The following is a 20,504-nucleotide window of genomic DNA, read 5'->3' on the forward strand; positions in this document are numbered from 1 at the left end:
AATAGAATGTAGAGAACTTAAAATAATAAATCAACTATTATTACTTATTATTTTTTGTACAGCTTTTTAATTGTTTAAGTGAATTTTTTACCTCTGATAAAAAATAAATAAGCAGCCAACGTTACCGATGGCTGCTTTTTAACTTTAAAGTATATTAGTGGTGTGAAAGGCTTGCGTGATCTTGAGAAAAGTTGATAAGTAACGGAAGGTTAGCGCAGCCTACTGATTGAGCCTTGGCGCCAATAGAGCCACTTTGTACTTCACAGCGATTAATACCGCGATGATCAGCCTGGCTCAATTTTAACTTTGTTGCCAAAACTATTTTTTCTCTGACATTGATAGGAATGGCGCCATCAATGACAATTGCCTCAAAATCAAAAATAGCTAAAGAACACAATGCCGCGTAGGCGAGGCCATCTGCAACTTGGTCTATCCACTTATCGAGTACGGGGCCTAAGTCTCCCCAATACTCTTTTGAACTCCATAGTATGTCAGTATTGTAGCCATCACCTTTGAGCATTTTTTCGAGAATATACAGTGATGATTGCATAATAAGTTGTTGGGAGGTTAGTTGTCCTTCACTATTAAGCATAGGCCTAGGTAATGAACCTATAGCGCCGGCATTACCTTTTTTACCAGTAAATAAGGTTTCGTTTATAACAACTCCACCACCAATAAAAGTACCAATAAAAATATATAAAAAATCGCTAAAACGAGCAGGATTACCAAAGCTTAATTCAGCTGAACAAGCAGCGGTATCATCATTACATACATACACGGGAAGATGTACAATTTGATTTATTTTTTCTTTAAAATCAAAAGACTTCCATTCATTCAATACTGTTTTTGGAGCGCCGGCTTCTTCTGTCCAGTTCCAAATTTCGTAAGGGGTTGCAACACCCACACCTAAGATACGCTTGGCTAATTCGTCACTTAAGCTCATTTTAAGTACGCTGATCCCTTTCTCTAAAAAGGTTAGCAAGCTCTGTACTGTGGGGTAAGCGCAGTTTTCGTGCAAAGTTGCGCGTATATTTCCTACTAAGTCAATCAAGGTTAAATCAAAACTGCGACGACCTACTTTTAAGCCAATTCCAAATGCACCATCTGGATTTAACGCAAATGGGATGGTTGGTTGGCCAACCTTACCACGCTGAGGGTCTTTCCGTATTAATAACGATTCGGCTTCTAAACTATTGATAATTACTGTGACGGCCTGTGCTGAAAGCCCTGTTTTTTGTGCAATTTCAGCTTTTGGAGCACTACCGTGTTGGCGAATTAATGACATAATTCGGCGTTCATTATGAGCACGCAGGCCAGATTGGCTTCGGCCTTCTTGTAAAGAGAGTCGAGGGTTTTTAGATTTGATAATTATTCCTACCTAGTTGTTATTATCTTGAATAACCTGATTAATTGTACACCGAGTGTGTGTAATTGGCGACTATATTAGCTTTATTGCCGGGTTCATTTCTTATTATTAAATTTACGACAGAGTATAAATAAGTCACAGGAGGTTGATAAATAACTATAGTTGATTTATTGACGGAATGATATTTAACTGGTTAAATGCTTTACTTAACATTAACAACTGAGACACGGCAATGACCACACACACACACAAACACCTCTTGTCTCCAAGGAGATGGTGGTTCCCTTTATTTTACTTGTTCTGTGCTTTGCTGCATGGGGAGCTGCGGCAAACATGACTGATCCGCTAGTAAAAGTGTTTAGTAAAATTTTTACTATGTCGTCAGTGCAGTCTGCATTGGTACAATTTAGCTACTATGGAGCTTACTTTTGCCTAGCTATTCCGGCGGCATATATCAATAAACGCTTTTCGTATAAAACAGGTGTGTTAACCGGTTTAGGGATGGCTGCAATCGGAGCATTTTTGTTTTATCCCGCCAGCCAAGCAATGACTTATGGTTTTTTTTTAGTGGCTTTGTTTGTGTTAGCTGGAGGCTTATCTATTTTAGAGACATCAGCAAACCCTTATGTAATGGGAATGGGCACCCAACAAGGTGCAACTCGCAGGTTGAATTTGGCGCAATCATTTAACCCTGTCGGTACTAACATTGGTGTTTTTTTAGCCGCTACCCTTATTTTACCAAAGCTCAATACCGCAACCTCTGGTGAGCGCACAAATATGAATAGTGAGCAATTAACTAGCATTATAAGCGCAGAACTTGATGCAGTTATGGTGCCTTATGTTGGTATGGCTTGTGTGTTGGTTTTTATTTGGTTGGCAATTGCGTTTACTAAAACACCTAATTTTTGTAAGCAAAAAAAAGTCTCTAAGCATGTAGAATTTAGTGCAACGTTTAAGCGCTTGTTTAAAAATACCCATTACCGCTTTGGTGTTATCGCCCAGTTTTTTAATGTTGCGGCGCAAACTTGTGTATGGACATTTACCATCCAGTACGTAATGGAGGCACTCGATACAAATGAAGTTACCGGGGGAAGTATTTTACAATACAGTATGATCACCTTTTTAGTTTCTCGATTTGTAATGACCTGGCTTATGGGATTTATTCGTCCTGCCAAACTGTTAATGGCAACCTCTATTATTGCAATGCTGCTGTGTTTTTATATGGTGAAAATGCCAAATATAAGTGGCGTATGGGCGCTGGTAAGTATATCGGCTTGCTTGTCGTTAATGTTTCCAACTATTTACGCGATTTCACTACATGGGTTAGGCGATGATGCAAAACTAGGTGCTGCTGGTTTAGTAATGGCTATTTTAGGTGGAGCGATAGTTCCTGTATTCCAAGCTGTGTTTATTGATACATACAGTGTCGCGTTTTCTTATGTTGTGCCTGCGGGGTGTTTTATTATTGTTGCAGCTTATGCTGCATTTGATTTAAAAACAAAAGTCAGAGTATTCAATAATGTAGCGCCTTGCTAAATGGATTGAAAACCGAGCCTGAAGGCTCGGTTTTACTTTTTAACTTTTCTCATTTGTAAATCTTCTTTAACCCCAACCTTCATCGGATTAAGATATTAGGCATGTTGATATTCTTATTTAGTTGAAAAAATATGTTTTTAGATCTCACCGAAAATACCAACCAAAATGTTTACTCTTACTTAGTAGGCGGTATCAGCCCACGGCCTATCGCATGGATAAGTACATTAAATAGCGAAGGTATTGCAAATATTGCGCCTTATTCATTTTTTACTGTGGCTAGTTGCAAGCCAGCTGTTTTAAGTGTTACGCAAGTAAACCCTAGTGATAAAACGAATAAAGATACGCTCAGTAATCTAATGGCAACTAAAGAATGTGTGGTTAATATTGTCAGCCAAGAGCTAGTTGAAAAAATGAATCAAAGTTGTGCAAATTATCCTAGTGATATAAGCGAATTTGATGCAGCTAACATTGCCCAAGCTCCAAGTAAGTTAGTAAATGCACCAAGCGTTGCCGATTCAAAAGTACGGTTTGAATGTAAATTACGCGAAGTTATTAGTATTTCAAATGAGCCTGGCGGCGGAAAAATGATGTTGCTGGATGTAGTGGGTATTTGTATAGACGATGAAGTGATGAGTGGTGGCTATATTGACCCTGAATTATTAAATGCAGTGGGCAAAATGGGCGGCGATTACTTTAGTACAACCAAAGATAAGTTTTTGCTTAAAAGGCCACAGTTGTGAAATAATCGTTTACTTAGGAGTACAATAATAAAAGGATTTACGAATGTTTAAGTTCATTTTCACTTTGTTAATTGCTTTGCAAAGTTTTGGCTCTTTTGCCACACAAGATAAAAAACTACCTATAGAAGTTTTTGCAGGCTTAAAAGATTTTAGCCAAGTGAAGCTATCTCCCAATGGTAAGAACCTCGCTTTTGTAAGAAACCATCAAGGGACTTTAATCTTAATGGTTAAAAACTTGGAGACGGGGGTTACTACACCAATTATAAACTCAAATAACCATACAGTGTTTTTTGATTGGTATAACTGGGCAAATGATGACGTACTGTTACTTGGTGCTCGCTATATAAAATATCAGTTTGGCGGAGTTAAATATACATCAACGCTTATGTATGCGTATAACTTTAAAAATGATAAAGGTCTTAAATTAGCTTTTAAAGCCAACACAGTAAGAGATGAAATCCAGCCACAATATTCAGACCGAATTGTTAGTTTTTTACCTGAAAAAGAAAATAAAATTTTAGTTCAAGGGGATTTTAAAATAGCAAATACCCCAGCAGTTTATGAGTTAGATTTAACCACATTACGTAAGACCCAAATCCAAAGGCCACGCAGTAATGTTGTTACTTGGTTTGCCGACAGGCAAGGTAAAGTTCGTATTGCAAAAAAAATGGACGATACGCAATTTACTTACGATTATTTTGATGAGAATAAACAGTCGTGGGAAACTTTATTTGATTATGAGGTTTTTAGTAAGCAAAGTATTTCTATATTAGGGTTTGATAAAGACTCTAATTTTTTATACATCACTGCGTTACATGAAGGGCGCGATGCATTATTTAAACTCAATTTAACGACTAAAGCTCGCGAGCTAATTTACAGTAATAGTAAATATGATTTTGATGGGTCTATTTTTTATTCACAACAAACTGGCGAAGTTGCAGGCTTTACTGATTCACATTTAGATGATGGTATTAAATATTGGGATAAAGACTTAGATAAATTACATCGTTCTTTGCGCGTATCGCTCCTTAAAGATGAATATAAATTAGACATTGTAAGTACCAGTAAAGATCAGCAAAAATATATACTCTATATCAGCTCAGACAAAACGTCTGGTAGTTATTTATTTGGGGATAGAGTAAAAAAGCAGGTGAGTGCAATTGCTGATGTTTATCCGCAAATAGATGCCTCTGTATACAGAGGCAAAAAGCGCATTAGCTACAAGGCAAGAGATGGCTTGAAAATAGAAGGCTATCTAACTCTACCAGTAGAATATAAAGAAGGTGATAAGTTACCAACAATTATATTTCCACATGGCGGCCCCATGGCAAGGGATTATGCTAATTTTGATTACTGGACAGCTTTATTAGCCTATAACGGATATGCTGTTTTACAGCCTAATTTCCGTGGTTCGAGTGGCTATGGGCACGACTTTTTAATGCAGTCAATTCAAGGTTTTGGTTTGGCTATGCAAGATGACTTGCAAGACGGTGCAAACTGGTTAATTGACCAAGGAATAGCACAAGCAGATAGCATTTGTATTGGTGGTGCTAGCTATGGTGGCTATGCAGCGTTAATGGCTGTAATTAAGCACCCAGAAACGTTTAAATGTGCAGCTAGTTTTGCTGGGGTAAGTGATTTACAGTATTTAGTGAGTAAAGCACGACACTTTACAAACAAAAATATCGTTAGAAAGCAGTTTGGAACTGATGATGATTTACTAGAAGCTAATTCTCCAGTGAATTTTGCTAAAAAAATAACAAGACCAATATTGCTTGTACATGGAACTGACGACAGTGTGGTACCTGTTTATCATAGTAGAGAAATGCAGGATGAACTTGATGATGAAGCAAAAGATGTTACTTATATTGAGCTTGAGGATGGCGATCATTACTTATCTTATCAAGAACACAGAGTTAAAACTCTTCAGGCATTTTTAGACTTTTTTGATAAACATTTGAAAAAAAATAAATAGCCAGACTCCAGTTAAATAGCAAAAAGACAACTTAGGTTGTCTTTTTTGATCACAATCTTCCTTTGTTTGTGCACATTGTTTGCACTTTTACTTGTTAACTTTGTTTTATTAAACGTTAAAGTAAAGGTTCAAGCATTGAAAACACTTCTTAAAACAAAAGCCGCTAATGCAACTAAGTTATTTGCGTTAAGTGCGCTTTGTATCGCTTTAAGCGCATGTAATAGCGATTCAACAAGTACTGCAACAGACGGCGATACAGTCAGTAATAGTGCTCCAACGGTTGATGCTGGTATTGACCAAACTGTTAATGCGGGCGATACCGTTTATTTAAGTTCAATGGTTGAAGATGACGGTGAAGTATCGGTTAGTTGGTCGCAAACATCAGGCACTACCGTTAGTTTATCTTCAAGTACTGCAACGTCTACAGAGTTTGTTGCACCTGAAGTTTTAACCGATGAAGCACTTGTATTTGAAATTAGTGCAGATGATGGCACAAACGATGTCGTTGTAGATACAGTTATAGTTAATGTTATTGCTTCATCAGACTCAGATACAGTTGATAATAGTGCAAAACTTACCAGCTGGTTAATTAACAACGATACAACTTCTACATACATACAAAATAATGGTGCAGTGGTTGAAGATGTTCAATCAGTTGAGGTTGTTAACGTTACTGAGGAAGATGCTGACGTTGAATACATGTATGTGCAAACTACTGACATTCCTAAATATGATGTAACGCTTACACAAGACCAAGTAGACGCGTTAAATAACCGCCCGCGTGCAGCTACCGATTTTTATAACGGTGTAACTTCTGCAGCAGTAGGGCAAACCATTTCCTTTGGTGAAGATATTGGCTATAACAGCAGCACTGAAAACTGTGATGACACAGGCGGTGCAGGTTATTGGCCTCCAGGACCGGGTTGCCCAACAGAACAAGCGGTTGAAGCATATTTTCCGCTAACACCTACCGATTTATCTGACGCTGAAACTTGCGAAACAGGTTTAGGTACAGTTGGCTTAATGGTTAATGGCACCAGTATATTTAACTGGGGCGATGGTATGAGCTACGGAAATAATATTTGGTATACATTAGCGCCCATTGCTGAGCAATATGATGTTGATGTGTGTGGCGGACATGCTGCTAACGGTGAATATCATCACCATTTTTATACTAGTTGCTTAGCTGATTTACTTGAAGATGATGGCGATGCGCATTCACCTATCTATGGGTTTGCAGCTGATGGCTATCCGCTTTATGGTCCTTATGAAAGTAACGGACAACTAGCATTAAGTGGCTGGGAAATGCGAGATTACGGTGCACCTACAAGTGAAGGGGGTTGTGGTACTGAGGGTGAGCGAAGCTGTACCTTAGTTGATCAATACGATGTTAGCCAAGGTACACAAACAAGTGATGCAGGTCCTGCTATAGGTGCACAAGTAACGACGCTCTCTGGTAATACATTAAATGCCGACGATGGTTATTACTTTGAAGATTATTACTACGCGCAAAAAACAGTAACCGGTGCTCAATTAGATGAGCATAACGGCCACGATACTAATGATGGTAAGGGTTATCACTACCATATAACACTAACGTTAGACAGTGATGGTAAATTACAGCCTTCTTTTCCTTATCAAATAGGGCCTCGTTTTAAAGGTCAATTAGCCGCTAATTCAATTGGTCGCTGTGATACTGGCGAAACAATGGGTCCACCACCGGGAATGTAAGGAGTAACTATGCGTTATTTTAAATACGCATTGATCCTAACAACTGCTGCGCTATTGAGCTTTAAGCTCTTTGCGCAGCAGGAAATGATGGATCATAGCCATATGCCTATAGCTGTGCCAAATGACACGCCAATCCCGGCATTAAGCCTTAAGTTATTAAAAGATAGTATGTCGGGTTATAACTTAATTTTAGATACACAGCGTTATGATTTGTCTGTGCCGCCAGAGGGCACGATGAACATGCAACAAATGATGGGCGTGACAACAAACCAAGACACCGGTTTTTTACAAGGTCATGCTCATTTATACATTAATGGGGTTAAAATACAGCGAATTTACGGACAAGCGTTGCATTTACCTGCTAACTTATTTAAAACTGGTATAAATACCGTATCGGTTACTTTAAATAATCATGGTCATATGTATTGGACCGCTCAAGGTAAAAAAATAGTTGCTACGCTGTATGTTAACGACCAAACCAAAGAGTTTATAACATACCGATTTGAGAGCTTTCCTAGCAAGGTTGAAAACACGCATTAATGAAAATTCATAATAAACTTTTTTTAATACTATTTAGTTTTACCTTTAGTGTTATTGCAGGGCTGGTGGTTCTTATACAGTGGAGCATAGGGCAAGGCGTAATTGATTTTGTTAATGCAAAAGAGGTGAAAGCGCTTGAACCACTTGTTGTGCAATTTGCAAAGCAATACGAACAAACACCCTCATGGGAGCATGTTGTCGGCAATGGCGAAAGCTTTAGAAAACGTGTTGAATCGCAATTAGAAAATAGCCAGTTTTTGCCTAGGCCACAAGAAGGCCCAGGTCCGCGTGGGCGAATGATGCGACCACCGCCGCCAGATCATATTCGTTTAGAGGAAGATCGCCGCCCACCGCCAGAAAATATTGCTCACTACGCTTTGCTTGACGAAAATAAACAGCGAGTAGTGGGTAGATACCTCAGCGATTTAAAATATATAACAACCCCAATTATTGTTAACGATAAAATAGTGGGTTACTTAGCAGTTTCTAAAAGAGATAGCTTGGTTGATGGCTATGAGCTTGATTTTTTACAGCAGCAAACTAACTACTTATGGTTTATTGCTTTAGCTGCGGTATTGCTAACATTAATGGTTACTTTTTTATTGTCTCGTCACCTAGTAAGCCCTGTAAAGCAAATTGCTAACGGTATGCATCGCTTAACGCAAGGTAATTACGAGACCAAACTCACGCTTGAGCGAAAAGACGAGCTAGGACAGTTGAGCGAAGATTTTAATACGCTTGCATTTACACTCGCTAAAGATGAGCAAGTACGTAAGCGTTGGCTTGCTAATATTTCTCATGAGCTTAGGACGCCAATGAGTATTTTACTCGGTGAACTTGAAGCTATGCTACTTGGTATACGAGAACCGAACGCAAAAAATATAAGTTCGGCTAACGATGAAGCCCTACATTTAAAACGCTTAATAGACGACTTGCATATGCTCAATAGCGCAGAGTTAGGAGGTATGCACTACACTATGCAACCTACTGATATGGCGTTATTATTAAATACTATTGAGCAAAAGTATCAGGTTTTGCTTGAACAACATAATATAAAAATATACCTACTAAATAGCGCTAAACACATAACTGTACAAGCAGATAAAACACGCCTTTTGCAGCTACTCGATAATATTCTAATGAACGCAGTACACTATGCACAATGTACAACTATTTCTTTAACGGCTAATAATATAAGCATTAAAGGGCAAACTTATTTAGAGCTTATAATCGAAGATAATGGCGTAGGTGTAGAGCAGTCGCATTTATCGCATTTATTTGAGTATTTATACCGAGTAGATAGTTCGCGTAATCGCCAAGAGGGCGGTTCTGGCTTAGGTTTATCTATTTGCCAGCATATAGTTAAAGGTCATAAAGGTGAAATCGCTGCAGAAAAAGCCAGCTTAGGCGGCCTTGCTATTATTATTAGATTGCCAACTATTTAGCTTATAAAATAAAGTTAAGGTTACTTACAGAGATGCCTATGAGTGAACAAATACTAATTGTGGAAGATGAAGTAAAGCTAGCTAACTTAATGAGTGACTTTTTAAGCAGCCATCACTTTATTACTCATCAAATACATCACGGGAATGAAGTATTACCTTGGCTTGAAATTAACAGGCCGAGTGTAATCTTGCTAGACATAATGTTACCAGGTCAAAGTGGTATTGAACTGTGTAAAGCAATCAGGCGCTTTTCAAATGTGCCTATTATTATGGTATCGGCAAAAGTAGAAGAAATAGATAGGCTGCTTGGGCTGGAATTAGGTGCAGATGATTATATTTGTAAGCCGTTTAGTTATGCTGAGCTGGTGGCACGCGTAAAAGCTATTTTAAGGCGATTAAATAACGCAAGTGACGTTACAGAGTCAACAATGAAGCTTGACGAAAGCAGCTATAGCGTAAAATATAAATCAAACAGCATAGAATTGACGAACTTTGAATTTCAGCTATTTAAACCTTTGTTTAACAACCCAAATCGTATTTATTCGCGCGATAGCTTAATGGACACTATGTACGCCGATCAGCGTATTGTGAGCCACCGTACTATTGATAGCCATATTAAAAAGTTGCGTAAAAAACTAGATGAAGTGACACAAACTGAAAGTGTTATCCAGTCTGTTTATGGGGTTGGCTACCGGTTTGTGCATCCACAGTAAGGTGGAATGAGCTATGACGATGAGTTACTCATCGTCGTCAGCATTTTTAATTCGCTCTAAACGGTCAAACTCTTCGTATTCGGCAGCTTGAATTTCATCAAGAATAGAATCTACATCAGCAAGTTCGTCGCTGTCTTCAAATTCACCTGTAAGCGTTGAATTAGGCGTTAAATTGGCCTCTTCAAATAGTGCCCACATTTCTTTAGCGTATTGAGTTTTTAGTATGCTTGGCGCAAATTCACCATAGTAGCGGCGTATGTTATTTACATCGCGTGCAAACATAGCTTGTGCACTGTTATTAGCTGAAGCGTTAACGGCTTGCGGTAAATCTATAATTACAGGGCCGTTATTATCTACAAGTACATTAAACTCAGATAAATCACCGTGTATTATACCAGCGCAAAGCATAAGCTTAATGTAATGTATCATGAGTTTATACTGCTCAATCGCTTGCTCTTCACTAAAAACGACATGTCCTAGTTGAGGGGCTACGTTACCATCTTCATCAGAGACGAGCTCCATAAGCAGCACGCCATCAATACAAAAGTAAGTATCAGGAACGCGTACACCCACGCTAGCTAAACGAGATAACGCATCAACTTCGGCATTTTGCCAAATTTCTTCTTCTAATTGGCGGCCATAGCTAGAGCGTTTACCCATTGCACGCGCTTGGCGTCCACCACGTACTTTTCGGCCTTCTTGATATTGTGCCGCTTTTTTAAAACTACGTTTAACCGCATCTTTATACACTTTCGCACAGCGAATATGTTCACCACAACGCACAATAAATACATCGGCTTCTTTACCGCTCATTAGTCGGCTTATTACTTCGTCAATAAGGCCATCATCAACAAGAGGTTGTAGGCGTTTAGGTATTTTCACAGACTGCCTGCTAAGTAGGGTTGGTTATTAATCATTATTTATGAAAGTGCTCTGTATTTGTTTGTTTAATTGGCTCAAGCAGTATATCAGCTTTGAGAATTAAGGGCAGTAACACTACTGCCAGAGAGTAATTAATCGTATTATTTTATTAGCTTATATATTGATTGCAAAGCAATCAACCAGAACTTTTTTTGAATCATCAGTTTTTATTAAAAATAATTTATTACTTCCTCATTATTTGCACATTGTTTGCGTTTTTAAAGCGTAAGCTTAGTTTAATTCTTAAATACGAGGTTATTACTATGAAGCATTTTTCAACTCTTGCCACTGTGGCAATATTATCTATTGCTTTTTCAGCTAATGTAGCTGCTCGAGGCGGTGACAATCCTCCTGAAAAACCTGACTTTTCAACTATTGATACTGATGGTGATGGCGTAATCAGCTTTGAAGAGTTTAGTGCTAAAAAACCGCCGCACGGTGATGCACAAACAATTTTTGATTCTATAGATGCCGATGGTAATGGCGAAATTAGTGAACAAGAGCTTAGCGATCATAAACCACCTCGTCGTGAACGTTGAAAGGATACTAAAATGATTAATAATATTGGCAGCAGCTCTGTGAGTTTTGTGCCGCAACAAAGTAGTCAAGCTGCAAAATTAACAACAGAGCAAAGTGATTTTGTTAAAGAAACGCTTGCACAGTTTGATGCAGAAAACTTAACTAGCGACGATGCGCAAAGTATTCAAGCTGCATTTAAAGAACAAGGTATTGAACCAACAAAAGAGCTTGCTGATTTAATGGGCGAACTCGAGTTTGATGCTAAAAGCATTGGTGATGCAGGAAGAGCAGAAGGTCAAAGACCGCCGCCACCGCCACAAAACTCATTAGAATCAGTCGATACAGACGAGGTGGTGAGCTACTTAGATGAGCTCTTAACTGAGTATTCAAACCAGTTGTCTGATGAAGATAAAGAATCAATCCTTGCATCAGTGCAAGAGAAGTTTGGTTTAAGTGAAGGCGATTCACTGCTAAATGTAACTGCTTAGGTGTTATTACTTAGAGTAAAGCTGACTGTTACTCGAAAGTCTTAAGTCCAAAGCCCAACGGTTAATTCTGTTGGGCTTTTTTATTGGCTTAATTTAATCGTGTTTCTATTTTGCTGGTGCCATCTTCTTCGGTAAATTTAAATACAAAATCTTTTTTACCGTCTTGGTTTATATCTACCAGAAGAATATCTTTATTATTTTTAGGCAGCGTTAGCTTTAATTTTTTGCGTTTATCATTTAGCAGTGAGTCTTGCTCTCCATAATAAATATACAGCGTTTTTTTACTGTATTTGTATACCGCATCAATATAGCTATCGCCGTTAATGTCACCTAAATAGAGAGCCGGTTCTGATTCATCGCCATTCATCCCCACTTCCATTTCTAAATCAAGTTCAATACTCGATTTATTGGCAAATGAGCCGTCGGGTTGCTGCTTATAAAGATTCATTTCTACATCTACATCAGTACTGCCACCGCCTAATGCCATAGAGGCGATAGTACCTAAGCCAATATCTAAGTCCATTTTTTGTAAATCAATTAAGCCATCATTATTAAAGTCAGTTTTGAGCAATAACTCACTAGGGCCCTGTGTTTCAAATAAGGTAATGGGCGTATTAGTAAAACCTTTAGCACTCCCTAGGTACAAAGTATGTGCTATTTTTATATCTAGCGAGTCCATACCTTGTGTAGGCTTAAACTGTCTGGTTGTAAAATCTAGAAATCCGTCGTTATTAATATCAATAATTTGCTTTATTTTGCGAGTCTCGCCATTGCTTAGCTCGCCTAGCTCAATGCTAAAATCAATTGAGGTAAGCTTTTGCTCAAAGCCCTCTGAATTAGCAAGTAGTACATCTGCTCCAAAGTCATTTGAAAAAACCAGGTCGTTTAATCCGTCGTGGTTAAAATCGATAACCACAGGTTTATTGTTAATATTAACTTCTAAAGAAAGCCCTTTTCCTGAAAAGCGGCCTTCATATTTAGGTATTTGCTTAAATTGGTTAGGCTTAAAGCTGCCATCTTTATTTTGAATGTATAAAGTACTGCTTGCTAACCCAGGAATGAAAATATCGCTTAGACCATCGTTGTTAGCATCGAAAACAAAGTCTACTTTTTCAAATTTATCTATTTTTAATTGATTAAGAACCGACTCATAATTAAACAACAATGTTGGTTTACCTGCTTGGGCTTTATATACGCCATCACTTGTTAGTACGAGTGCTTGTTTATCGGTGATGTTAGCAAGTGTTGCCACATCAAACCCGATGGCGTTTTTTGGTAAAGCAAGTTCACTACTAAGTGATGTAAGTAAATTGATGGCTTCTAATTGTTTTAATTCTTTATTATATGCAAATAAAATCTCTGAATCGGTTGATACTAATTCATCCGTTGTTTTTATTGCCATTGTTTGAGCTATAACGCTTATGGGGGTAAGTAAAGTGATGAGTGAATAGCAAAGTGGTTTTATCATGCAAATTCCTTTTTTATATTTAGTTGTATCGTTAAAGTTTTTATTATTTAAGCAGCGTCAGCGCATAATTCTACCTACTATCCAGCGCTGGGGCTTTTTCGTTTAAACGTAATATACATATGTAAGTTGGATTATATTTAGCCTACGCTAATTACTATGTACTGGGTGTAAGTAATTGTAAGATTATGTTTTAGGGAGGGCCTGCTGACCTTTAAGGATTGAAATTTGTTCAATCCAAGGACGATTTAATCGCGGCGCGAGGTTTGTAACCTAGTAACAAAGAGTCTATCTCCCTAGGCAGAACCTTTGGGCAGCGCATGTTTGGCATTAATACTACGTTGTCAACTATGTATGGTTAATAACCACACTTCATAGGCTCTGCCTTGCTTAAATACCAGACAGTCTACTGCAAATTCAACCTCAAAAAATAAACAGGCCCTAATAAGAAAGGTTGCGCATAACTCATATGTTAGCTAAGCGCTTTTAGAGGTGTTTGCTATTAACTACATTGCTTATTTTGCTCATTTAAATAAGCATCTACAAAACCTACTTCCATCGGTTTTGAAAAGTAATAACCTTGTAGGTGAGATACACCAATTTTAGTGAGTGTGTTTGCTTGCTCAATAGTTTCAACGCCTTCTGCAACAACAGTAAAATCTAAAGTAGAGGCCATTTGTACAATTGCATGAATAATACTTAACCCTCTTTTATCCATATTTTGAATAAAGCTTCTGTCTATTTTTACTATATCTACACCAATATCAAGCATGCTTGATAGTGATGAGTAGCCTGTACCAAAATCATCAATTGAAATACAAAAGCCTTGTTTTTGTAGTGCTTTAACGGCTGTCAAAAATGTGAGTTTATCCTCGGCAAATACTGACTCAGTAATTTCTATGTGTAGGTTTTTAGGTTCTACCAGGTGGCGATTTACTATTTTTAATACCTTAGATACAAAATCAGGATCTTGTAGCTGAATAACCGATACGTTTACGCTTATAGCAATTTGTGGTTGTAAGTGACTTAATTTTGTTGCTTGTACACATGCCTGTTCTATTACCCAAATACCTAACTCGGTTATTAAACCGTATTGCTCGGCAATAGCTATAAATTCATCAGGGAAAATATTTTCACCATCTAGTTGCCAGCGTAATAATGATTCAAAAGAGGTTACTTTTGAGGTTTTGCTATCAACAATTGGTTGAAATACTAGCCTTAAACTATTTTCTTCTATGGCACTGGCTAGGCGTTGACTCAAAAGATACTCCCTTTCTTGTATTAATTTGAGTGAATCGTTATAAATATTGATATTACCTTTCGCGATGCGTTTTTGGTGATACATTGCAGTATCAGCAGAGCGAATTAAAGTATTAAAATCACTCCCGTGCTCAGGAAACATGGCAATACCAATAGTTGCAGATACCCATTTTTGATATTTATATGTTTCATGCTCGGCACCAATGCTTTGAAGTACTTTATCTGCAAACTCGATAAGCTCAGCTTGTTTTTGATACGTTGCTAAAATTAAAAACTCATCCCCGCCCCATCGGCATTTAAATAGCTGTTGATTGCATACATTACTAATTCTTCGTGCTATTTCTTTTAATACTTTATCGCCTACTTTATGACCCAACGAATCATTTATTTGTTTAAACCCATCTAAATCTACAAATAATAAAGCAAAGGGTTCTTGAGGGTTGTCTGCTAGTTGTCTGTTTGCATTTTTTAAAAATGCGGTTCGGTTTAATAGATTTGTAAGTGGATCGGTATTCGATAAACGGTAAATTTCTTCTGTGCGTTGCTCAACCTTGTTTTCCATTTCATTAAGCAGCTCTCTGTTTTGGTTTTTGAGCTTGATTGCGCTGTGTGTAAATGTGGCTGATTTGTACGATGAAGCTACCATAATAGCAGTAAATGCAAGGCCTAAAATACCGAGGACAGAGTTGTAGTTTTCGTTAGAAAAGGTTAATAAAAAAGAGTAGGGCGCCAGTAAAATAATGCTATAGAGTACAGCGGTTACTCGACTTCCTGAAAGCAGATTTGCAGAGCCTCCTGCAAATGCCGATAAAATAGCAATCGTGGTTGTCGTCTCTATTGCTGATGAGGTGCTATGAAACCAAAGTGCATACCCACACCACGATAGCGCAGTTAAAATACACCCGGTTGAAAATCTTTTTGAGTATGTGTCAGCATTAAATAACGGGCTATCCTTTTTGGTTTTATAAAACCACATTACATCAATAGCGCGAGCTGCTAATAAGACAACCATAATGCTTAGCCAAATACTTTTTTCGTAGGATATTTTCTGGTTATTTAAATCAAAAGCAAACACTAATATAAAACTGACTACAGTCGAAATGGCAATGCCAGAGATGGCATTAGAGTATAAAATTTTAACGGTTTCTCTGCGTTCTTCACTATTTAGATTTTTATATGGCACTAAGTAAAACCTTATACAAAAGTCACTCCAACTAGCGATGGAGAAACGTTCAAGAAATACAGCAAATATTTCAGATGAACAAAAGCGTATTAAACATCGATTAGTTAGGCTCTAATCCTGAGTATAAGAATAAATATAGTTTATGAAAGCAAAAAAAAAAGCTAGCACAGTAAAAAGGCTCATAATAAATAATCATTATGAGCCTTAAAATTATTAAGCAGGTTAAAGTGTTAACGACTTTACTTGCTGTTTAGTAGATTTAACCTTCGAAATCACTATCGTTATGGCGCTCTGCCATTTGATCTTCTTCAGGGCCCCATGTGCGATTTACGCGGCGGCCGCGCTTTACAGCAGGGCGATCAGCAACTTGTTTTGCCCAACGAACAACATGAGTGTATGAGGCAACATCTAAAAATTCAGCTGCATCATATAAGTCGCCTAAAACAAGCGAGCCATACCAAGGCCAAATTGCAATATCGGCAATTGAGTATTCATCACCCGCCATGTATTCATTTTCGCTTAAATGACGATTTAACACGTCAAGTTGGCGTTTAGTTTCCATGGTAAAACGATCAATAGGGTATTGCATTTTACTTGGTGCGTAACTATAAAAGTGACCAAACCCACCACCTAAGTATGGCGCTGATCCCATTTGCCAAAATAGCCAGTTACGACACTGCGTTTTAGCTTTTAAATCCTTAGGGATGAGTACATCAAATTTTTCAGCCAAATATTGTAAAATAGAACCCGATTCAAAAACGCGAGTAGGTGGGGTAGTTGAATGATCCATTAGCGCTGGGATTTTTGAGTTTGGATTAATATCAACAAAGTCAGATCCAAACTGATCGCCATCACCTATGTTTATTAAATATGCGTCATAGTCTGCATCGGTGCAACCAAGCTGTAAAAGCTCTTCAAACATGATTGTAGCTTTTTGGCCATTTGGTGTAGCAAGAGAATAAAGCTGAAATGCGTGCTCACCAATAGGTAGGGTTTTGTCATGAGTCGCGCCTGCAATTGGGCGGTTAATGCTGGCAAATTTACCGCCACTTTCACTTTCCCACGTCCATACTTTTGGTGGCGTGTATTCGTTTTGATCACTCATAAATAACCTCAATGTTAAATGAAAATGCTTAATACTTACTCATAAATGTGGCCATAAAAAATTAATTAAAGGCCCTAAATATTTAATTTACCGACCTTTTAATTTATCGGCTTTTGCTAATCTATAACCTAAAAACAACCCGCTTAGCGCTCCAAATAAATGGCTTTCAAACGATACATGATAGCGCTGAGGTAAAACACCCCATATAAAACCGCTATAAAGTATAGCCACTACAACTGCAATTATAATTGATTTTAATGAGCGTCTTACTAAGCCGTAGCATAGAATAAAGCCCCATAAACCATATATAACACCGCTTAAACCAACATGTATGTTACTGCGCCCAAATGCCCAAACTAAAAGTCCACCGATTAGAGCGGTAAAAATAAATACGTTATAAAAACGTTTTACGCTGTACTGGCAAATTAGCCAACTTAATACTACAAATGGGATCATATTACTGGCAAAGTGCCACCAGCTACCATGTAAAAAAGGTGCGCATAGTATGCCAATTAATCCTTGGATACTGCGTGGATATATGCCTAAACCATTAATATTTATGCCAGGTAGACTATTGATCACCTGTAGTACGAAGCAAATAACAACAATACTAAATATTGCGAAACGGGTACTTGTTAGTAATGACAGTGTGGTTGGCTTGGTTGCCATATAATCGCCCTAATTGACTTTAAGAGTTGCCAGTATAGGAATTGTATTTGCTAATGAAAAGCAATTAAAAAAGCACAGCATTAAATGCTGTGCTTAATTTTAATTATTACTCACTATTAACCTAATTTAGTTAATAGTTTTTTTGCAGCTAGTTCAGAGCTTGCTGGGTTTTGGCCGGTAATTACTAAACCGTCTTCTAGTGCTAATACACCCCAGTCGTCAGTTTTTTGATAATCGCCACCTTTTTTAATTAGCTCGTCTTCAACTAAAAATGGCACGATATCGGTAAGTTGCACTGCAGCTTCTTCAGAGTTAGTAAAACCAGTTACTTTTTTACCCGCTACTAGTGCATTGCCATCGGCATCTTTAACATTTAAAAATGCAGCACTTGCATGACATACCGCAGCAACAGGTTTTTGCTCTTTTACAAAGCTTTCGATAAGAGAGATTGAATCTGTGTTGTCAACCAAGTCCCATAATGGACCGTGACCGCCTGGGTAAAATACAGCGTCAAAATCGCTAGATTTTACTTCACTCAACACTTTAGTGTTTGCCATAAGTGTTTGTGCTGCGCTATCGGCGTCGTAACGTTTAGTTGCATCTGTTTGAAAATCGGCAAGTGTACTTGTCGGATCAATGGGTGGTTGGCCGCCAGCTGGAGACGCTAATGTTACTTCAACGCCTGCATCAACGAAGGCGTAATAAGGGGCTGCAAATTCTTCTACCCAAAAACCTGTTTTTTCGCCAGTGTTACCAAGTTCTGCGTGAGATGTAAGAACCATAAGTACTTTTTTAGACATTGAATATATTCCTTCTGATGATTTGAATTAGTTTATCTTGCTTACCAATTACTATATGCACTAACACTGCTTTAAACAACGATGATAAATTTAACTTTATTGGTTTAATAATTGATACAATAAAAAGGTTGAATTTAAAACACACTACGGAGCATTTATGAAAGTGTCGTTTGAGCAGTTAAAGAGCATGGTTGTATTTGCACAAATTGTAGAGCAGGGCAGCTTAACCGCTGCTGCCAAACAGCTAGGGCTTACGCGAGCAGTTGCAAGTTATCATTTAAAAAAATTAGAAACGCAGCTTGAAGTTACTTTACTAAATCGCTCAACCCGTACCATGGCGCTCACTGAAGCGGGCATTGCTTATTATGAGCGTTGTAGAATAATTACCGAACAAGCTAATGCGGCTAATCAGCAAATAGAAAATATAAAGAGCGAGCCACAAGGTTTACTTAAAATTAGTTGCCCAGTAAATGTGGGAATGCAGTTAATTGTGCCTGCAATAAATACGTTTAAGCGCCAATATCCTAAAATTCAAATAGACTTACAGCTTACTGACGATGTGGTTGATATTATTAAAAATGGGTTTGATTTTGCAATTAGGGGCGTGGCACTGAGTGACTCCAACTTGCAGGCAACCAAGCTGACTACAATGAGCACTTGTATTTGTGGCGCGCCGGAATACTTTGCACATTTTGGTAAACCTAAAACGCCTTTAGAGCTAGCAGAGCACCAATGGGTCGTTTATCAATTGGGCAGTAAAACATTAACACTTCAAAAAGATGGCAAAAAACACGATATTACAATGCAAGGCGCCTTAAGCACCAATAATGCCGCTGCTCGTACTGCTTTTGTTGAAGCAGGGCATGGCATTGGGCGTATTCCGCTTTACGATGCGTGGCCAAAAGTGCAAGCTGGACTGCTTGAAATAATATTAGATGATTATAAAAGCAAAGATATTGAGCTTTACGGGGTATTTCCGCCAGGGGCTGCGGGCTCTAAAAAGCTACGATTGTTTATTGATTACTTAAAAGCATACTTTGTAAAACAGCATACCGCTTTAGGTATGCTGAAAAGTACTTAATGAGTAGTTTTTACAGCATTTATAAAGTTCGGCTAAATAATGCCACCGCTTGTTGATACATATTTATCGCAAGGGCTGCATCGTATCGCTCACCTTCATCACGCATAAAGGCATGCTGTGCGTTAACTTCCTGCCACTGGTAATTGATGCCTGTGCTTACGCATTGCTGGTATATTTTAGCGCGGCCTTCTTTTGGCACATGCGGGTCTTGTTTGCCCCATATAAAGTGAATTTCGCCTTGTATATCAGCCATACGCTCGAATGAGTTATTTCCAGGTTGCGCAGGTAATGTATTGCTGTGAATATCAGTTGCGTATAAACAAAAAGCCGCATTAATTTCAGGATTTAGTGCCGCTCTGTAAGCTAAGTGACCGCCAATACATACGCCCATTGCGCCGACGGAGCCTGTGCAATAGCTTTGTAATCTAATGAAGTCGATCATAGTTTGTGTGTCACTGTCGTGGTGCTCAAGTGGCTTTGCCCATTTGTCGGCATTGCCTTTGTCTTTACCTGTATCATCATAAGCAAGCACAGTGCCTATAGGGTTTAACTCATGAAACACTTCAGGCACTAACACTACAAAGCCATGGCTTGCTAAAATAGCTGCGCTGCGTGCGATGGGGGCAGTTTGCTGAAATATTTCAGAATAAAAAATGATAGCAGGGAACTGTCCTTGCGCTTGAGGGCGATATACCGTTGTTCGCATTAAACCTGTAGGTGTTGGCAAGTCTGCATTATGTTGTTGAATTATCATAAAAGCGCTCAGTAAAATAAAATTATATATGCTGATATGGTAACTGAGCGCGATAAAATATACGACTTTTGTCGTTGAGTATTTATACCAACCTGCATAAATCTTTGATCAATTTAACGAATTAAATTTCACTACAACGTCGTCAAAAATTTTTTATTTAGAACAACTAGATAAAAAAATTTTTGCCTAGTTCTAGCGTAATTTTCTTAACGT

At 38.1% G+C, this 20,504-nt stretch carries 18 protein-coding genes; 10 read left to right on the top strand and 8 right to left on the bottom strand.

Features of this window, described 5'->3' with window-relative positions; translation table 11 throughout:
• Positions 1 to 154: 154 nt before the first annotated feature.
• Positions 155 to 1,372 (bottom strand): ROK family transcriptional regulator, encoded by a 1,218-nt coding sequence (locus H5089_RS15045; RefSeq protein ID WP_100218334.1) that lies wholly within the window; start codon positions 1,370 to 1,372, stop codon positions 155 to 157.
• A gap of 267 nt (positions 1,373 to 1,639) precedes the next feature.
• Between H5089_RS15045 and fucP the strand changes: the two genes are divergently transcribed.
• The 7 genes from fucP to H5089_RS15080 all read left to right on the top strand — a co-directional run bounded on the left by fucP (position 1,640) and on the right by H5089_RS15080 (position 10,046).
• Complete coding sequence (gene fucP / locus H5089_RS15050; protein WP_024597029.1) at positions 1,640 to 2,902, top strand: L-fucose:H+ symporter permease; 1,263 nt, start codon at positions 1,640 to 1,642, stop codon at positions 2,900 to 2,902.
• 131 nt (positions 2,903 to 3,033) lie between these two features.
• Entirely contained in the window at positions 3,034 to 3,642 is a 609-nt protein-coding gene (locus H5089_RS15055; RefSeq protein WP_182712565.1) for a flavin reductase family protein, read from the top strand.
• 43 nt (positions 3,643 to 3,685) lie between these two features.
• Positions 3,686 to 5,617 carry a S9 family peptidase gene (locus H5089_RS15060; RefSeq protein WP_182712566.1) on the top strand — a complete coding sequence of 644 codons (1,932 nt, stop codon included), beginning with the start codon at positions 3,686 to 3,688 and terminating at the stop codon, positions 5,615 to 5,617.
• Positions 5,618 to 5,692: 75 nt separating this feature from the next.
• Positions 5,693 to 7,348, top strand: coding sequence for a YHYH protein (locus H5089_RS15065; RefSeq protein WP_182712597.1), 1,656 nt, complete (start codon positions 5,693 to 5,695; stop codon positions 7,346 to 7,348).
• Between the two features lie 9 nt (positions 7,349 to 7,357).
• Positions 7,358 to 7,888 carry a hypothetical protein gene (locus H5089_RS15070; RefSeq protein WP_024597033.1) on the top strand — a complete coding sequence of 177 codons (531 nt, stop codon included), beginning with the start codon at positions 7,358 to 7,360 and terminating at the stop codon, positions 7,886 to 7,888.
• Positions 7,888 to 9,333 (top strand): ATP-binding protein, encoded by a 1,446-nt coding sequence (locus tag H5089_RS15075; RefSeq protein ID WP_182712567.1) that lies wholly within the window; start codon positions 7,888 to 7,890, stop codon positions 9,331 to 9,333. Before H5089_RS15070 ends, H5089_RS15075 begins: the two co-directional genes overlap by 1 nt.
• A 38-nt stretch (positions 9,334 to 9,371) precedes the next feature.
• Positions 9,372 to 10,046 (top strand): response regulator, encoded by a 675-nt coding sequence (locus H5089_RS15080; protein WP_024597035.1) that lies wholly within the window; start codon positions 9,372 to 9,374, stop codon positions 10,044 to 10,046.
• 24 nt (positions 10,047 to 10,070) lie between these two features.
• On the opposite strand, the gene H5089_RS15085 is transcribed toward H5089_RS15080, so the two are convergent.
• Positions 10,071 to 10,928, bottom strand: coding sequence for a PA4780 family RIO1-like protein kinase (locus H5089_RS15085; protein WP_182196864.1), 858 nt, complete (start codon positions 10,926 to 10,928; stop codon positions 10,071 to 10,073).
• A gap of 302 nt (positions 10,929 to 11,230) precedes the next feature.
• Between H5089_RS15085 and H5089_RS15090 the strand changes: the two genes are divergently transcribed.
• Together H5089_RS15090 and H5089_RS15095 are read left to right on the top strand one after the other, a co-directional pair.
• The gene (locus H5089_RS15090) at positions 11,231 to 11,506 is read left to right on the top strand and encodes an EF-hand domain-containing protein (RefSeq protein WP_007581281.1); all 276 of its coding nucleotides are present in this window, start codon (positions 11,231 to 11,233) and stop codon (positions 11,504 to 11,506) included.
• Positions 11,507 to 11,518: 12 nt separating this feature from the next.
• Complete coding sequence (locus H5089_RS15095; RefSeq protein WP_024603529.1) at positions 11,519 to 11,974, top strand: hypothetical protein; 456 nt, start codon at positions 11,519 to 11,521, stop codon at positions 11,972 to 11,974.
• A gap of 88 nt (positions 11,975 to 12,062) precedes the next feature.
• Here the strand turns inward: H5089_RS15095 and H5089_RS15100 are convergent, their stop codons facing one another.
• The 5 genes from H5089_RS15100 to H5089_RS15120 form a co-directional block, all read right to left on the bottom strand.
• Positions 12,063 to 13,442, bottom strand: a complete 1,380-nt coding sequence (locus H5089_RS15100; RefSeq protein ID WP_182712568.1) for a VCBS repeat-containing protein — start codon at positions 13,440 to 13,442, stop codon at positions 12,063 to 12,065.
• A 499-nt stretch (positions 13,443 to 13,941) separates the two neighbouring features.
• The gene (locus tag H5089_RS15105) at positions 13,942 to 15,882 is read right to left on the bottom strand and encodes an EAL domain-containing protein (protein WP_182712569.1); all 1,941 of its coding nucleotides are present in this window, start codon (positions 15,880 to 15,882) and stop codon (positions 13,942 to 13,944) included.
• Positions 15,883 to 16,141: 259 nt separating this feature from the next.
• Positions 16,142 to 16,987: a glutathione-dependent disulfide-bond oxidoreductase gene (yghU, locus tag H5089_RS15110; RefSeq protein ID WP_024597039.1), complete on the bottom strand. Its 846-nt coding sequence runs from the start codon at positions 16,985 to 16,987 to the stop codon at positions 16,142 to 16,144.
• An 87-nt stretch (positions 16,988 to 17,074) separates the two neighbouring features.
• A complete protein-coding gene (locus tag H5089_RS15115) occupies positions 17,075 to 17,656 on the bottom strand; it encodes a rhomboid family intramembrane serine protease (RefSeq protein ID WP_182692844.1) in 582 nt (193 codons plus the stop codon).
• Positions 17,657 to 17,772: 116 nt separating this feature from the next.
• Positions 17,773 to 18,456 (bottom strand): type 1 glutamine amidotransferase domain-containing protein, encoded by a 684-nt coding sequence (locus tag H5089_RS15120; RefSeq protein ID WP_024597040.1) that lies wholly within the window; start codon positions 18,454 to 18,456, stop codon positions 17,773 to 17,775.
• A 157-nt stretch (positions 18,457 to 18,613) separates the two neighbouring features.
• Here H5089_RS15120 and H5089_RS15125 point away from each other — a divergent pair, with 157 nt between their 5' ends.
• Complete coding sequence (locus H5089_RS15125) at positions 18,614 to 19,537, top strand: LysR family transcriptional regulator (RefSeq protein ID WP_024597041.1); 924 nt, start codon at positions 18,614 to 18,616, stop codon at positions 19,535 to 19,537.
• Positions 19,538 to 19,556: 19 nt separating this feature from the next.
• On the opposite strand, the gene H5089_RS15130 is transcribed toward H5089_RS15125, so the two are convergent.
• On the bottom strand, positions 19,557 to 20,291 hold the full coding sequence (locus H5089_RS15130) for a dienelactone hydrolase family protein (RefSeq protein WP_024597042.1): 735 nt from the start codon (positions 20,289 to 20,291) through the stop codon (positions 19,557 to 19,559).
• Positions 20,292 to 20,504: the final 213 nt, after the last annotated feature.

Source organism: Pseudoalteromonas sp. SR45-1 (assembly GCF_014163655.1).
In the GTDB taxonomy this organism is placed as follows: domain Bacteria; phylum Pseudomonadota; class Gammaproteobacteria; order Enterobacterales; family Alteromonadaceae; genus Pseudoalteromonas; species Pseudoalteromonas distincta.

What these genes read in the sequence shown, in the direction of transcription:
- fucP (WP_024597029.1), top strand. Translation starts at nt 1,640, where the DNA reads ATGGTGGTTCCCTTTATTTTACTTGTTCTGTGCTTTGCTGCATGGGGA.
- H5089_RS15055 (WP_182712565.1), top strand. Translation starts at nt 3,034, where the DNA reads ATGTTTTTAGATCTCACCGAAAATACCAACCAAAATGTTTACTCTTAC.
- H5089_RS15060 (WP_182712566.1), top strand. Translation starts at nt 3,686, where the DNA reads ATGTTTAAGTTCATTTTCACTTTGTTAATTGCTTTGCAAAGTTTTGGC.
- H5089_RS15070 (WP_024597033.1), top strand. Translation starts at nt 7,358, where the DNA reads ATGCGTTATTTTAAATACGCATTGATCCTAACAACTGCTGCGCTATTG.
- H5089_RS15075 (WP_182712567.1), top strand. Translation starts at nt 7,888, where the DNA reads ATGAAAATTCATAATAAACTTTTTTTAATACTATTTAGTTTTACCTTT.
- H5089_RS15080 (WP_024597035.1), top strand. Translation starts at nt 9,372, where the DNA reads ATGAGTGAACAAATACTAATTGTGGAAGATGAAGTAAAGCTAGCTAAC.
- H5089_RS15090 (WP_007581281.1), top strand. Translation starts at nt 11,231, where the DNA reads ATGAAGCATTTTTCAACTCTTGCCACTGTGGCAATATTATCTATTGCT.
- H5089_RS15095 (WP_024603529.1), top strand. Translation starts at nt 11,519, where the DNA reads ATGATTAATAATATTGGCAGCAGCTCTGTGAGTTTTGTGCCGCAACAA.
- H5089_RS15100 (WP_182712568.1), bottom strand. Translation starts at nt 13,442, where the DNA reads ATGATAAAACCACTTTGCTATTCACTCATCACTTTACTTACCCCCATA.
- yghU (WP_024597039.1), bottom strand. Translation starts at nt 16,987, where the DNA reads ATGAGTGATCAAAACGAATACACGCCACCAAAAGTATGGACGTGGGAA.
- H5089_RS15115 (WP_182692844.1), bottom strand. Translation starts at nt 17,656, where the DNA reads ATGGCAACCAAGCCAACCACACTGTCATTACTAACAAGTACCCGTTTC.
- H5089_RS15120 (WP_024597040.1), bottom strand. Translation starts at nt 18,456, where the DNA reads ATGTCTAAAAAAGTACTTATGGTTCTTACATCTCACGCAGAACTTGGT.
- H5089_RS15125 (WP_024597041.1), top strand. Translation starts at nt 18,614, where the DNA reads ATGAAAGTGTCGTTTGAGCAGTTAAAGAGCATGGTTGTATTTGCACAA.
- H5089_RS15130 (WP_024597042.1), bottom strand. Translation starts at nt 20,291, where the DNA reads ATGATAATTCAACAACATAATGCAGACTTGCCAACACCTACAGGTTTA.